Source organism: Wandonia sp. (assembly GCF_984588085.1).
Genome location: NZ_CFIGVI010000011.1, coordinates 1 through 14,633, shown reverse-complemented (window position 1 = coordinate 14,633; position 14,633 = coordinate 1). Strand labels below are relative to the sequence as shown.

Here is a 14,633-nt window from a genome sequence, read left to right as displayed (position 1 = left end):
AACGTTAATTTTTCATAAATGTTAGAAATTACATTTTCCGGAATGGTTGAAAAAAAGTATTTTTGATTCTAGAGTGACTGCCGATAAGGTCGGATAGCCTCACCCGTATAACGGGAACCCATGCAGTTGTTTTTTGAAACTTAACAACTTATCATTTGGGGAAAAACTTGAGGTGCTAATGGCGGGCCGCATTCACGAAAGTGAAAGAGACATTTGTCGAACAGTGGATTACAAAGGTACTTCGGAATCCTCATCCGTGTTTTCTGAAGTTTTCAGAATTTTAGACTGCATGGGTTTATTGTATGTAATAATTGGTACATAAATATAGATTAGAACAAAATAATTTTGTCTTAAAAAAGTCCATGAACATGAGAGCACACACAAAAGAAACACAAAGTACTATTACGCCTGAGAAGGCTTTGGAGATCCTTAAGGAAGGAAATCAGCGCTTTGTTGAAAATTTAAGCGTTGATAGAGATTTGCTAAAGCAAATGAATGACACGCGGGATGGTCAATGGCCATTTGCAGGTATTTTGAGCTGTATGGATAGTCGTACTTCAGCCGAGTTGATTTTTGATCAGGGATTGGGAGATATATTCTCTATTCGTATTGCAGGAAATGTGGTTAACTCGGATATTCTGGGAAGTTTGGAATATGCGGTTAAAGGTGCAGGTTCAAAATTGATTGTCGTTTTGGGACATACAAGATGCGGAGCGGTTACTGGAGCTTGTAATCATGTTGAAATGGGGAACCTTACTTCGCTGTTGTCAAAGATTCAACCGGCAATTTATGAAGAAAGAACAGTCCTTGAGTCGGAAAAAAGAACGGGAAGTAACCCTGAGTTTGTTCAGAAAGTAGCTGATATTAACGTTAAGCGTAGCGTAAAAGCTGTGATTGAACGTTCTATGGTAATTGAACAACTGATTCGCCACGGTGAGATAGGTGTAATTGGTGCGATGTATGATGTTGTAAAAGGAACGGTTGAGTTCTTTGATGATACGTTTGTTTGTTGTGAAAGAACATTGAATGATATGTTTCCGGTGACAAAATAATCACAGGAATAGAATGTAAAGAACAAAAAAACCGGAGAATTTTCTCCGGTTTTTTTGTTGACAGGTGGTTCCTGAAAACTTCCATAAAATAAAAAAGGTGACTAAAAGTCACCTTTGATCAGCATAATAGCTTACTAATTATCTTCTGTTATTAGCAGGTCTGCTTTCAGCCTCTTTAACAACGATAGTTCTTCCGTTGATAGAAGCCTCGTTTAGTTCCGCGATTGCTTTTTGAGCAGCAGCGTTGTCTGGCATTTCAACAAAAGCAAAACCCTTTGATTTTCTTGTCATTTTATCAAAGATTACATTGCATGAAGATACATCTCCATACTCTTCGAATACCTCTCTAAGGTCTTCGCTTGTTACGCCATAATCAAGTCTGGCAACAAAAATGTTCATAAAAAAAAATTAAAATAAATAATACTCTCCGTTTTACCGGATAACTAACTAAAATATCTCAAAAAAAGCGGGAAAGATCAGCGATCTGAACCAACGATTTTCAAAATGTAGCGTAAAGATACATGAATTTTTAAAATATTGTCCTGATGCAAGTTGAAAAAAGAAAAAAATATTTCAGGACTCTTTTACTTTGAATACCCAAACTTTCTGTCCTGCGAAGTTGAAAACAGCACTAAATCCGGTTGCCAGAACAAAAGCAATAGGAAACTGGAATGGTATGGACTGCAGAAAATCAACGTTCTCAAAAGCAAGGAGAGCTCCTTTATTTACCCCCACATTAAGTAAAAGGGATACAAGATATAAAGAGATAAACTTGGTAAAACGAGTGTTTGACCTGTCTTTCTGTTTCCACGTCCAATATTTATTGAGGTTGTATGTGACAATAGAACCACAAATAAAAGAAAGCGTTTTTGAAATATCGTTTTTATCCAACAGTAATGTCTCCTTTTCAGGGAGAGTATGCATGAACATATAGTAAAAAATAAAGTCAACCATGACAGCGAATATTCCTATCAGTGTAAACTTGATCAACTGTTTTTGGATGTCTGGTAAATCTTTTGCTCTTTTCATGGTTTGAAGGCTTCAAATCTAAATAAATCTTTTTAAATTTGGTAGACCTTGAAGTAAAATCGTAATAGAGTATGAAAGCGCTGTTTTTTCTGACAATGATAACCGGATTGTTAATTGCTGATGATTCCGGATGGAAAAAAGAATATGATAAAAACGGGGTGAAAATATATACTAGAAATGCCGAAGGGTCTTCAGTGAAAGAGTATCGGGGAGTAGTGGATGTAAAGGCTGGAGTAGAAAAATGTGTTGATCATCTGAAAGATTTGGAAAAATTTTCTAAAACTTCTTATAAGACTACCCATGCTGAAATCATAAAAAGTAATTCAGACTCCGAGTGGATTCTTTATTGTGTGGTTGATTTCCCCTGGCCTTATGCGGATCGGGATATGGTAGCAAAGTATAAGCGATACAACCTGGGGAATGGTGTTGTAAAAGTGAAATTTTACACGGTTAGCGGTTATGTGAATGAGAAGGAGGATTATGAGCGGATGCAAAATCTTTCCGGATCGTGGTTGTTTGAACCACTGACTAAATATACAACGCGTATAACACATGAATCAAAGACCCCGGCAGATGGTTTTCCGGCGTGGATTGTCAATATGTTCATTTTGGATGCTCCAAAACACATAATGCCTTCCTTCAGAACGGCTGTTGAAAAGTAGTATCAATTCCGGACGATTGTCATTTTGTCAGTTTTCATGATCTGGCACATATCTTGAAGATTGTTGCTACGACGAAAAGAATAAAGTTTCAAGTAGTAAAATAACTTAAAAAACTAAGTAGATATGAAAAAAGGTCAGATTAATGTCCAAACGGAGAATATCTTTCCGATTATTAAAAAATTCTTATACTCTGATCACGAGATATTTCTTCGTGAGTTGGTTTCCAACGCGGTAGACGCTACGCAAAAACTACGTGTCTTAAGTTCTTCCGGGGAGTTTAATGGAGAATTGGGAGACCTTAAAGTGGAAGTGCTTCTTGATAAGGATGCACGTACACTGACAATTCGGGATCATGGTGTCGGAATGACTGCCGATGAAATTGACAAGTATATTAATCAGATTGCTTTTTCGGGAGCGGAAGAGTTTGTACAGCAATATAAAGGAAAAGAGGGAGCTGAACAGATTATCGGTCATTTTGGATTGGGGTTCTATTCGGCTTTTATGGTGGCAGAGCGTGTACAGATTCAGACCTTATCCAGACACGAAGGTTCTCAGGCTGTTCAGTGGGAGAGTAATGGTAACCCTGAATTTACAATTGAGGAAATAGAGAAAAAAGAAAGAGGTACAGATATTGTACTTTATATCGCTGAGGACTCGCTTGAATTTCTTGAAGAAAACCGGGTCAGAGGTATTTTGGATAAGTATTGTAAATTCTTACCTGTACCTGTGATTTTTGGAAAAGAAACCATTAAGCAAGACGATCCTTCGGGAGAGAAAGATGAAGATGGAAATCCAAAGAAAATAGACGTTGAACAGGAGCGTCAGATCAACAATACAGCTCCGGCATGGACAAAATCACCTTCGGAACTAACCGATGAGGATTATAAGTCGTTTTATCACGAGTTGTATCCGATGACATTTGAAGAACCTCTTTTTCATATTCATTTGAATGTCGATTACCCGTTTAACCTGACAGGTATTTTGTTCTTCCCTAAGATCAAAGAAAATGTGGAGGTACAACGTAATAAAATTCAGCTGTACAGTAATCAGGTGTTTATTACAGATTCAGTTGAGAATATCGTTCCTGATTTTCTGACATTGTTGCATGGCGTTATTGATTCGCCGGATATTCCGTTGAATGTATCCCGATCATACTTACAGGCGGATAGTAACGTAAAAAAGATTTCAGCTCATATCACGAAAAAAGTAGCTGATAAATTGCGGGAAATGTTCAACAAGGATCGTAAAGACTTTGAGTCGAAATGGAATGATTTGAAGGTATTTGTTGAATATGGAATTCTTTCGGAGGATAAATTTGCAGAAAAAGCAGAGAAATTTGTTCTTTTAAACAGTACAGAAGGCGGTTTTTATACCGTTGAAGAGTACAAAGAGAAAATCAAAGCTTCTCAAACAGATAAGAACGATAAGATCGTTATTCTATACACAAACGATAAAGATGGTCAGTATAGTTTTGTAAAAAGTGCAAAAGAGCGTGGATATGACGTGTTAGAAATGAATTCTCCGTTGACTCCGCACTTTATTTCAAAGTTGGAGCAGACCTATACAGATATTTCATTTGCCAGAGTTGATTCGGATTCACTTGACCGATTGATACAGAAAGAGGATGAACTTCCTTCGAAACTTACAAAGGAGCAGGAGGAAGCGATCAAGCCGGTATTTGAAGAGGCAGTTGATAAGGGGAAGTTTACGGTTCAGTTCCAGAGTATGTCAGAGAAAGATGCCCCTATTATTATTACACAACCGGAGTTTATTCGCCGGATGATGGAGCAGCAAAAGTTAGGAGGAGCCGGATTTATGGGAGCATTTCCGGAAAGCTATAATCTTGTAGTAAACTCCAATCACCCCAAAATCAGTTCACTGGTAGAGGTAGATGATGAAGCTGTTAAAAAGAGTACAGTAAAACAATTGGCTGATCTCGCTTTGTTGTCACAGGGGATGCTGAAAGGAGAGGCCCTGGATAAGTTTATTGAGCGCAGTATTGAGCTTGTTTAATAATTAATTACAGGAGACGGCTCTTCTTCACTTATAAAAGAGCCGTCTCTTTTTATTTCAAATGAAAGGTTTTTACAAATTTATTTTTGCAGGAGTAGGTTTCTTGGTTACTCAATCCATTTTTGGAGCGTTAGCAGGGTTTATTCTGGGATACTTACTGGATAGTGCAGAAGAGGTTACAGAAGCGACAAGAGGACGTTATCAGCAAGGGTACAGAAACCCGGAAGATGTTTTTCGGTATTATCAACAACGTACGGCTACCAGTGATTTTTCGGCAGTTCTTATGGCTCTTTCTGCTGCTGTAATGAAAGCAGACGGAAAAGTAATGAAAGCCGAGCTTGAATATGTAAAACAGTTTTTCAGAAGACAGTTTGGTCCGGCTTTTGATAAAGATGATTTGCAAACACTGAAGCAGTTTGTGCAATCAGAACATATTCCGCTGCAAGATATTTGTAATGATCTTCTTATGCGTACAACTCCTGAAGTGCGTCTGCAATTGTTACACTATTTATTTGGGATTGCACATTCGGATGGAAAAGTCAGTCAGGTTGAACTAGGAGTAATAGAGCGAATCTCTGTTTTTATGCGTATTCCCGGTTATGAGTTTGAACGATTGAAGAGTATGTTCTTCCGGGATGAATCAAGTGATTACAAGATTTTGGGTGTTCCTGAAAACGCTACTAATGACGAGTTGAAAAAAGCCTATCGAAAGTTAGCTGTAGAGTATCATCCGGACAAAGTTGCTCACATGGGAGAGGAGTACCAAACCGGAGCCAAAGAGAAGTTTCAGGCGGTACAGGATGCTTATGATAATATAAAAAAAGCAAGAGGTATATAAAAAAACGGAGCTATAAATAAGCTCCGTTTTTTATGAAAAATATGTTTTTGAAAACGATTACTATTTATTACCTTTTGCATAGTCAGCAAGAAACTGCTGAAGTCCGCTGTCCGTAAGAGGATGTTTTAATAACGCAGTTATAGCTTTTAGCGGAGCAGTAATGACATCAGCACCAATTTCAGCACAGGAAATAATGTGCATCGGATGGCGAACAGATGCTGCCAGAATTTCTGTCTGGAACATATAGTTGTCGTAAATCGTGCGAATTTGTGCGATAAGGTCTGTACCATCCGTAGAAATATCATCCAGACGTCCAAGGAACGGTGAAATGTATGTTGCTCCTGCTTTTGCTGCCAAAAGAGCTTGTCCTGCTGAAAAAATCAACGTACAGTTGGTGCGGATACCTTTTCCGGAGAAATATTTGATTGCCTGAATTCCTTCTTTTGTCATCGGAATTTTAACCACAATATTTTTGTGTAACTCAGCAAGTGCTTCTCCTTCACGTATCATTCCTTCGAAATCCGTTGCAATTACTTCTGCGGATACATCACCATCAACGATAGAACAAATAGCAACGTAGTGTTTCATAATGTTATCGTGACCGGTAATTCCTTCTTTTGCCATGAGTGAAGGGTTGGTAGTGACACCATCAAGAATCCCAAGGTCATTTGCTTCTTTGATTTCGGATAGATTTGCTGTATCGATGAAAAATTTCATGTTATTAGTTTTGTTTAATTACAAATGTAAGGAGTATGAAGTAAAAAAACGGAGTGGTTGGATGCTAGTTTTCAACAGGAAAAGAAAATTTAAAAAACTAAGGAAATTATTTTTTGAATATAATTTTTTCGTATTATTGCACCATCTTTTTGAAATTTAAGTCTGAATTTCTGAGATAAATCCAAATTTATAGTGTTTATAACATCACGTTTTAAGAATAATTTTATTTCTTTTTTATGTCAACAAAAGAAGAGCTATCAGCGAAAAAACTTCCTGATTTGCGTGTAATTGCTAAACAACTCGGCATCAAAAGAGTTGAATCATACAAAAAAGCTGATCTAATAGACCTTATAATAGGTGAAGGAGCGGAGGCTGAGAGTGAGAAAGTGGAGGAGAAAGAAGTTCCGGTAAAAAATCAACGGGAAAAAACCAAAACTGAATCGGAGGCAGATGCAGGTGAAGCGGAAAGTCATTCGGAGGGAAAACGAAAAAGAGCCCGGGTAATTAAAAAAGTAAATGTGGTTGAGAAAGCCACAAGTACCTCACCTCCACCGAAACAACCTGATTTGTTTGAGAGTCCTGAAGGTGAAAAGAAAACGCCTTATCAGGAACCCGAACAACAGGAGAAGCGCCCCGTAAGAGAAAGCTTCAAAAAAGAAAGCCGACAACACACCACCAACAACCCAACCAATAATATTCGAAGACAGAACGGAAATGACGATAAACGTTCTTCAGCTGAGCAGGAAGCGAAAGAAGAAGCGTTTGACCTTGCAGGAATTGTTTCTGCGGAGGGTGTCATGGAATTAATGCCTGATGGATACGGTTTCCTTCGTTCATCAGATTATAATTACCTTCCTTCACCGGATGATATTTATGTCAGTCAGAGTCAGATAAAACTTTTTGGATTGAAAACCGGAGATACAGTGGAAGGGACGATTCGTCCGCCACGTGAAGGTGAAAAATATTTTCCGTTGGTAAAAGTGGACAATATTAACGGAAAAGAACCTGCTTTGGTGCGCGACCGTGTTCCTTTTGAATACCTTACGCCATTGTTTCCTGATGAGAAGTTTAATCTTACGGGACACAAGTCACAAAGCATGTCTACACGTGTTATGGATCTTTTTGCTCCAATAGGAAAAGGTCAGCGTGGGATGATCGTTGCGCAACCGAAAACAGGGAAAACAGTTCTATTGAAAGACGTGGCGAATGCAATTGCCGCAAACCACCCGGAAGTATATCTGATCGTTCTTCTTATTGATGAGCGTCCGGAAGAGGTGACGGATATGGCGCGTAGTGTAAATGCGGAAGTTATTGCTTCTACATTCGACGAACCGGCCGACCGTCATGTTAAGGTAGCGAACATTGTTCTTGAGAAAGCGAAACGTATGGTGGAGTCGGGACACGATGTGTGTATTCTGTTGGATTCGATCACGCGTCTTGCACGAGCTTATAATACGGTTTCTCCTGCTTCAGGAAAAGTTCTTTCCGGTGGTGTGGATGCAAATGCTTTACACCGTCCGAAACGTTTCTTCGGAGCGGCCCGAAAAATTGAAAACGGAGGTTCCTTATCTATTATCGCAACAGCTCTTACAGATACAGGATCGAAAATGGATGAAGTGATCTTTGAAGAGTTTAAAGGAACGGGGAACATGGAGTTGCAACTGGATAGAAAAATTGCGAATCGTCGTATTTACCCGGCAATCGATATTCTTTCTTCAGGAACACGTCGCGAGGACTTGTTGATGGATAAAGAGGCCTTACAGCGTATTTGGCTATTACGTAAGTACCTTGCAGATATGAATCCGATAGAGGCCATGGAGTTTGTGAAAGACCGATTGGGACAAACGTTATCAAACGAGGAGTTCCTGATTTCAATGAACGGATAATTTTTTTGATGAAATAAACTACTTATGAAAGTTTCAATAAAAGTAGGATTGAGTTTGGCTGCAGTGTGGATTGCAGCCAAACTTTTTATTTACCTGTCAGGCTATAGTATTGAATGGTACAATATCAGTGCCCTGATAAATAACTTTTTACTATTATCTGCCGTGGCAATTGGTTTATATCTTACCAAAAAACAGGCAGGATTCGAAAAGGTAACTTTTCTGGAGGATGTAAAAAGTGCTATCGCAGGAGGTGTTATCTATACTGTAATTGTGGCTTCTTTTTCCTGGTACTATCTGAGTTCAGTAGACAGTTCGTACTTGGATTATAAAATCGAAGAAAGAATGGTTTTGGTAGAAAAGGAGCTGTCTGATGACAAAAATCTTACGTTGTTTAAGGAACAAAATCCGGATGCGGAACTGAAATCAAGGGAGCAGATTGTGGAGGAAATCCGACAAACGACAGTTGGGATTCTTAATCCAAAGGTACAGTTTGTATTCTTGTTGATGGGGTTTCTTCTTTTGTCTGTGATTTATGCTCTTTTTGTCACATTGTTATTCCGCAAAATACTATTTAGAGGAATGTAGTATTTAGTGTAAAATAGTGAGGAATTAAAAAACGGTCTACTGAATTCAGTAGACCGTTTTTTAATTTTATCTGTATTCCTTAAACAATCTCGTTTGCAGAGAAGTGGAAATTAGACTCGATCTCAGCGTTTTCATCAGAATCTGATCCGTGAACTGCATTACGTCCTTTGGACTCAGCATAATTCTTACGGATAGTTCCTTCTGCTGCCTCAGCAGGATCAGTAGCACCGATCAATGTACGGAAGTCAGCTACTGCATTGTCTTTTTCAAGAATTGCAGCAACAATAGGACCGGAGGTCATATAATCAACCAATTCTCCGTAAAAAGGACGCTCTTTGTGTACTTCGTAAAATTTCTTCGCCTGCTCTTCAGTCAAACGTGTTAATTTCATCGCTTTGATAGTGAAGCCGGCACCGATAATCATATCAATGATTTTCCCCATGTGCCCGTTCTCGATCGCGTCGGGCTTTAACATTGTAAATGTTCTGTTTCCTGCCATTATTTTTAATTTTATGCTTTGCTTAGAAAAACGCGCCAAAGGTAGATATAATTTTTTCGCCAGCCATGCTTTGCATTAAAATACTTAGCTTTACACGCTATGAAAATGAAAGATCTATTCGCTTTTTACGACGGTCGTGTAAACGAATTTGAGAGTGCGAGAAAAAGAGTGGCAGCTACTAAAGTAACTATTGGATGGTTACGGTTACTTGTTTTTCTATTGATTCCTTTGTCAGGTTATTTGCTTTATCCCGATTGGAAAGTAATTGTTCCGATAGTTATTGTGTTATTGGGGGGATTTCTCTGGTTGGTATCCCGCTTTACTGATTTATCGGAAAAACAGGCTTTTTATGAACGACTGGTAGTTATGAATCAGGCCGAAAAAGCGGCATTGAGAAAAGAGTACACTGCTTTTGATTCGGGAAGTGAGTTTTCAGACCCGGGACATCCGTATGCGATTGACATGGATTTGTTTCACAAAAATGGTCTGTTTGCTTTTTTGAACAGAACTGCTACACGATCAGGAAAAAGGATGTTGGCGGAGTATCTGTTGCAGGGAAGTAAAGATCGAAAGCATGTACAGGCTGTAATTGAAGATTTGAAACATAAAACAGACTGGAGACAAAAGTACCTTGCAGTTTCGCGTCAGGAAGATGAGGAAATGGAGGAAGCGGCAGAGAGATGGATTCACTTTCCGGTTAAAAAGATGGTAGCTATTCGTATTCTTAGATGGGTATTACCTGTTTTTTCACTTTCTTCTTTGGTTTTCTGGCAGGTAGGAGTTCTTTCTGACATGCAATTTATATTATCCTTATTGATTCCGATGTTTCTGATCGGAGCCAGACTGAAGGAGACGAATAAGATTCTGTTTACTTCTTCAAAAGCGGGTGAAAAATGGAAATCTATTTTGTTTCGATTGAACGAGCTGGAGAAGTGCGAATTTGATTCGAAAGAGATGCAGGTTTTTAAAGAAAAATTGTTGCAGGGGGAGAACTCTTCCCGTGAAGCATTGCGTCGTATTACCCGTTTGATAGATCTGGCTGATTATCGTTTGAATATGCTTATGGGAATTGTTTTAAACATTTTCCTGGCCTGGGATTTCTGGATGCAAACGTTACAAATGGACTGGTTGGCAAAGTACAATAGTGATTTTGGTAAATGGGAAAAAGATTTAGCGCACTTAGAAGTATGGATTTGTGCAGCTAATTATGCACACAATCGTCAGGATCTGACCTACGGCAGACTGGAGGGAAGTCGGATTCAAACGGAACGATTGGGGCATCCGTTACTTTCTCCGGATGAAACAATTTATAATGATTTTCAGGCGCCGGGAGAAACCGCCTTTTCCATTATTACAGGTCCGAATATGGCAGGGAAGAGTACTTTTTTACGTTCCGTTGGAGTAAACTTGATTTTGGCACGTTGTGGATTTCCTGTTGTGGCCGAACAGTTTGTGATGCCTGATTTACTATTGTATTCGAGTATGCGTACAACGGATGATCTTTCCAATTCTGCTTCGTATTTCTTTGCTGAACTTTCCCGTTTGCGTTTTATCGTAGATGCGATAGAAAGAGGTGAGAAAATATTCATTATTCTGGATGAAATATTAAAAGGAACCAATTCGATCGACAAAGAAAAAGGCTCTGCAGCATTTTTGAATAAACTGAATGAACTGGGAGCGAAAGGGATTATTGCTACCCATGATTTATCGCTTTGCAGGTTGGGAGATGAAAGCAGTGCTTTTCAAAACCTGTACTTTGATTCCATTATTGAAAAGGACGAACTGACATTCGATTATAAAATGCGTGCCGGTGTTTGTCAGAATATGAATGCTTCCTTCTTATTAAAGAAAATGGGGCTAACCTGATAATGACGAACTTCCTGTAGGACTGTCAGAATGACATAAAAAAATAATTGGCAAACAATTTGAACACCAAAATCAATCGTTATCTTTAACGAACTGAAAAAAATAGTAAATAAATAAGTAAAGTTATGGCATTAGAAATCACAGACACCAACTTTGAGGAAGTTGTAATGAAATCAGATAAGCCGGTTGTTGTAGACTTCTGGGCTGCCTGGTGTGGTCCTTGTAGAATGATCGGTCCCGTTATCGAGGAAATGTCCGGAGAGTATGAAGGACGTGCGTTAATTGGTAAAGTTGATGTCGATCAGAATCCTGAAGTTTCTGCTAAATTTGGAGTACGTAATATTCCTACAGTATTGTTCATTAAAAATGGAGAAGTAGTGGACAAATCAGTTGGAGCTGTACCTAAGAATCAGTTGACTTCCAAACTGGATGCAATCTTATAAATAAAAGACTTTGTGGTTTAGAATAAAACCATACTATAGAAAGCCCGGTAATACGGGCTTTTTTTATTTTGTGTCCCATTCGTCATAGAACTGTTTCAGAAATTGTTCCATAAAAGCATGTCGCGATGCTGCCATCTGTTTGCCTGTGGGAGTATTCATCGTGTCTTTTAACAGTAATAATTTTTCGTAGAAATGGTTAATGGTATGAGAACCTGAATTAAAATAAGCTTCCCGTGATTCGTGGAGAACTATTTCTTCCGTGGGTTCATAAATCATTCTGTTTTTGTTTCCTCCATAAGCAAAAGCTCTTGCAATACCTATAGCTCCTATTGCATCCAGACGATCTGCATCCTGTACACTTTTTCCTTCAATCGAATCGGGAACAGATACAACATTTGCTCCTTTAAAACTTACCTTTCCTATAATCTGACAAATATGAAGACAAATTTGCTCCGGTACGTGATGTTCTTCTAAAATTTGTTTTGCTTTGCGTGTTCCGGCTTCCCAGTCACCACCGTTGAATTTATGATCATCAATATCATGGAGTAAGGCAGCCAGTTCCGTAATAATGAGATCTCCACCTTCTTTCTCTGCAATAGCCACAGCATTTCTTCTGACACGATCAATATGGTGCCAGTCATGTCCGGTTGCTTCCCCGGAGAATTTGTCCTGCACACTTTTTTCAATCGCTTGAATTGTTTTTTTCCAGTCCATGGATTAAAGCTAATGAAAAATGAAACTTATCAGGAAAAGAGAGAGGTAAATGTATTTAGGATTCCAATGTTTAGAGATGTGAAATATTATTTTTTATGTAACTGATTTTGTTTATTTCATTATAAATGAGTAGATAATAGATGAATTAAAAAATCATAAAAACTGTTAAATCTAACCATTGAGTGAAATTTTTAGTTAAAATTCCGTTTTCTGTTACATAAACCGCTTTACTCGAATAAAAGAGAATTTTTTTCGTTAGGATTTTAAGGATTATTGATCCAAAATTTTAACCTTTAAGACGCCTTTACAATTTAAACACACATGAACCAACTAAAAAGATTACTGGAGAATTTAAATTCAAGGGAAAAAAGTTTACTGGAAGGAAAATTAGCATCCGGAAGGGGAAGGTCCCGCAAGAAATATGAATTACTGGATGTTTTATTAAAACGGGGAAAACCAAAAAAGATAGAAACGATAAATCTGTTGTATAAGGATTCTCCGAATGCTAAAGAAAACTTCAGAAAACTGGTGAAACGACTGCAACAGGATGTTTTGTCGATTATCAATACCAGAGAATCTCCTGGACATTCGCTTACCCGTGTGTCTTCAACCATTGATTCGGTAAAGCAATTAAAAACGTTGATAGAAAACGACTATGGGAAAGATATGATTCTTGCTCGTTTTGATTATCTGGAAGAAACAGCACGGTTAAAGCATTTGCATTTAAACCAGATCATACTGGGGCGTGTCAAGTGTGAGAATTTTTATATGGATATCTGCCCGATTGAGTTAACGGAACGCTTGGGAGAAGTGCACCGGATTTCGTTGTACGTTACAGAAGCCAAGTTGTTTCATTTGAGTTGTAAGCGCTATTTTCTGCTGAATGAACTGAATGAAGGTCTATTAGAAAGGCTCGAAAGTATGCGGCTCTCGATTTATAAGTACTACGTAGAATCCAACGAAGTTACAATAGGGTTTTATTTACACGCCGGTTCTTTTATTCTTAGTCTGATTAAACAGGATAATAGCCCCTGCCAGTTTCATCTGGATCAGATTCGTCTCTTGCAAGCCAAGGATGACCTGTTGATGGTAAGTGAATTTTCGGATGAATTCTTATTATTGGATGCTATTGGAAGTTATCTGGAGGAGTTTAGGAATGGAAACATACAATTACATCTTCCGGACGATCATGTAATCTTTTCAAAGACTTTCTTTAACCGGATTCAGTCACAACCATTTGAAGTTGATCTGGTGTTGCGATTACTTTTCTTATCGGGTAGAATAGGAGAGGTGCTTGAACTTCTTGAGAGAGTGGGGCAGCATAATCTGTTCGAGTCTAGTATTGATCTTCGGCGAAGAATCCAGTATTACAAGATATTAGGAATGTACCTTTCAGGAGAGTTTAATGAAGCAGACAAGCAACTCTTGCGTTTTAATACTTACCGTAACGGAATGGGGATTATGCGTTATTATATTCCCATTCTGAAGTTTCTGATTAACCAGAACCTGAAAGATACACCGTATGATGTAAATATAGACTCTTTCAGACGCTATGTCAACCGGTATATCCGAAACCTGAATGAGATTGAGGACGAACCGAATTACCTGAAAAATGTGTCTTTAAAGCTAAACGTTGTTCTGAAAACCATTTCAGGAGTGAAAAGAGATAAGAATGAACTGCTGGAATTGCAACAGGTACTAAAAGAAGAGCTGGGAGAATTCCATTATATCAGTTTACACTGTCTTCCTTTTGTAAAATGGTTAGAACATAAAATTGAAACCTACGACGACAACGGAAAGAAAGGATCTCGTAAAAGCAGAGTTATTTTGAGGTAGGAGAAGTATAATTTACCATTTTTTTGCTAAAATCCGGTTTTGTTGATTGGGGGGGATTTAACTAATTTTTAAACTATCCTATTAAATGGGGTATCTACAGTTGTTTATTGGTCAACGATTAATGAATGAAATAAATAACATTTAATTATATTTAATCACTGTACGAGAAAGGGTAAGGCTACACAATATGTTTGGGAAGATAAGAAGAGGAAAGGTGACCTTTATTTACATTTGAGACACAAGGGAAGAAAATACCGAAAACGAGGTAATCAAAAGGATTCCAGAGGTATTTTAACAGGTCGTGTGGGTATTGAAAAAAGACCAAAAGAAGCCGAAGAACGAAGCGAATTTGGACATTTAGAAGTAGATACCATAATTGGAAAAAACCATAAGGGAGCTATTATTACTCTAAACGATAGAGCTTCTGGTATGCTTTGGATTGTAGCCTTACCCTTTCTCGGACAGTGATTAAATATAATTAATTATTATTTAT

The 14,633-nt window shown here is 38.2% G+C and carries 14 protein-coding genes and 1 pseudogene; 10 read left to right on the top strand and 5 right to left on the bottom strand.

The genetic code is table 11. The annotated features are described in order from the left end of the window. Nucleotides 1–368 precede the first annotated feature (368 nt). Nucleotides 369–1,052, top strand: a complete 684-nt coding sequence (locus tag AC4PL9_RS06320) for a carbonic anhydrase family protein (protein WP_491603910.1) — start codon at nt 369–371, stop codon at nt 1,050–1,052. Nucleotides 1,053–1,190: 138 nt separating this feature from the next. On the opposite strand, the gene rbp is transcribed toward AC4PL9_RS06320, so the two are convergent. Together rbp and AC4PL9_RS06310 are read right to left on the bottom strand one after the other, a co-directional pair. Further along, entirely contained in the window at nt 1,191–1,451 is a 261-nt protein-coding gene (gene rbp, locus AC4PL9_RS06315; protein ID WP_343787525.1) for an RNA-binding regulator, read from the bottom strand. 174 nt (nt 1,452–1,625) lie between these two features. Next, nucleotides 1,626–2,081, bottom strand: a complete 456-nt coding sequence (locus AC4PL9_RS06310; protein WP_491603909.1) for a GtrA family protein — start codon at nt 2,079–2,081, stop codon at nt 1,626–1,628. Nucleotides 2,082–2,152: 71 nt separating this feature from the next. On the opposite strand from AC4PL9_RS06310, the gene AC4PL9_RS06305 reads away from it, so the two are divergent. From AC4PL9_RS06305 to AC4PL9_RS06295, 3 genes are all read left to right on the top strand, one after another. Beyond that, nucleotides 2,153–2,743 (top strand): SRPBCC family protein, encoded by a 591-nt coding sequence (locus AC4PL9_RS06305; RefSeq protein WP_491603908.1) that lies wholly within the window; start codon nt 2,153–2,155, stop codon nt 2,741–2,743. 123 nt (nt 2,744–2,866) lie between these two features. Beyond that, nucleotides 2,867–4,756, top strand: coding sequence for a molecular chaperone HtpG (gene htpG / locus AC4PL9_RS06300; protein ID WP_491603907.1), 1,890 nt, complete (start codon nt 2,867–2,869; stop codon nt 4,754–4,756). A 61-nt stretch (nt 4,757–4,817) separates the two neighbouring features. After that, the gene (locus AC4PL9_RS06295) at nt 4,818–5,594 is read left to right on the top strand and encodes a TerB family tellurite resistance protein (RefSeq protein ID WP_491603906.1); all 777 of its coding nucleotides are present in this window, start codon (nt 4,818–4,820) and stop codon (nt 5,592–5,594) included. Between the two features lie 60 nt (nt 5,595–5,654). On the opposite strand, the gene fsa is transcribed toward AC4PL9_RS06295, so the two are convergent. Next, nucleotides 5,655–6,311 (bottom strand): fructose-6-phosphate aldolase, encoded by a 657-nt coding sequence (fsa, locus tag AC4PL9_RS06290; RefSeq protein WP_491603905.1) that lies wholly within the window; start codon nt 6,309–6,311, stop codon nt 5,655–5,657. A 236-nt stretch (nt 6,312–6,547) separates the two neighbouring features. Here fsa and rho point away from each other — a divergent pair, with 236 nt between their 5' ends. Then, on the top strand, nt 6,548–8,197 hold the full coding sequence (gene rho, locus AC4PL9_RS06285) for a transcription termination factor Rho (RefSeq protein ID WP_491603904.1): 1,650 nt from the start codon (nt 6,548–6,550) through the stop codon (nt 8,195–8,197). A 24-nt stretch (nt 8,198–8,221) separates the two neighbouring features. Further along, a complete protein-coding gene (locus AC4PL9_RS06280; RefSeq protein ID WP_491603903.1) occupies nt 8,222–8,782 on the top strand; it encodes a DUF4199 family protein in 561 nt (186 codons plus the stop codon). A gap of 79 nt (nt 8,783–8,861) precedes the next feature. Here AC4PL9_RS06280 and AC4PL9_RS06275 read toward each other — a convergent pair whose 3' ends face one another. Further along, nucleotides 8,862–9,281, bottom strand: coding sequence for a nucleoside-diphosphate kinase (locus AC4PL9_RS06275; RefSeq protein WP_491603902.1), 420 nt, complete (start codon nt 9,279–9,281; stop codon nt 8,862–8,864). A gap of 105 nt (nt 9,282–9,386) precedes the next feature. Here AC4PL9_RS06275 and AC4PL9_RS06270 point away from each other — a divergent pair, with 105 nt between their 5' ends. Both AC4PL9_RS06270 and trxA read left to right on the top strand, forming a co-directional pair. After that, nucleotides 9,387–11,147, top strand: a complete 1,761-nt coding sequence (locus AC4PL9_RS06270) for a MutS-related protein (RefSeq protein ID WP_491603901.1) — start codon at nt 9,387–9,389, stop codon at nt 11,145–11,147. 125 nt (nt 11,148–11,272) lie between these two features. Further along, nucleotides 11,273–11,590: a thioredoxin gene (gene trxA / locus AC4PL9_RS06265; RefSeq protein ID WP_343787504.1), complete on the top strand. Its 318-nt coding sequence runs from the start codon at nt 11,273–11,275 to the stop codon at nt 11,588–11,590. A 63-nt stretch (nt 11,591–11,653) separates the two neighbouring features. On the opposite strand, the gene AC4PL9_RS06260 is transcribed toward trxA, so the two are convergent. Then, the gene (locus tag AC4PL9_RS06260; RefSeq protein ID WP_491603900.1) at nt 11,654–12,304 is read right to left on the bottom strand and encodes an HD domain-containing protein; all 651 of its coding nucleotides are present in this window, start codon (nt 12,302–12,304) and stop codon (nt 11,654–11,656) included. 321 nt (nt 12,305–12,625) lie between these two features. On the opposite strand from AC4PL9_RS06260, the gene AC4PL9_RS06255 reads away from it, so the two are divergent. Together AC4PL9_RS06255 and AC4PL9_RS06250 are read left to right on the top strand one after the other, a co-directional pair. Then, nucleotides 12,626–14,140: a hypothetical protein gene (locus AC4PL9_RS06255; RefSeq protein ID WP_491603899.1), complete on the top strand. Its 1,515-nt coding sequence runs from the start codon at nt 12,626–12,628 to the stop codon at nt 14,138–14,140. Nucleotides 14,141–14,323: 183 nt separating this feature from the next. Next, nucleotides 14,324–14,593: pseudogene (locus AC4PL9_RS06250) on the top strand (IS30 family transposase); the annotation flags it as partial. Nucleotides 14,594–14,633: the final 40 nt, after the last annotated feature.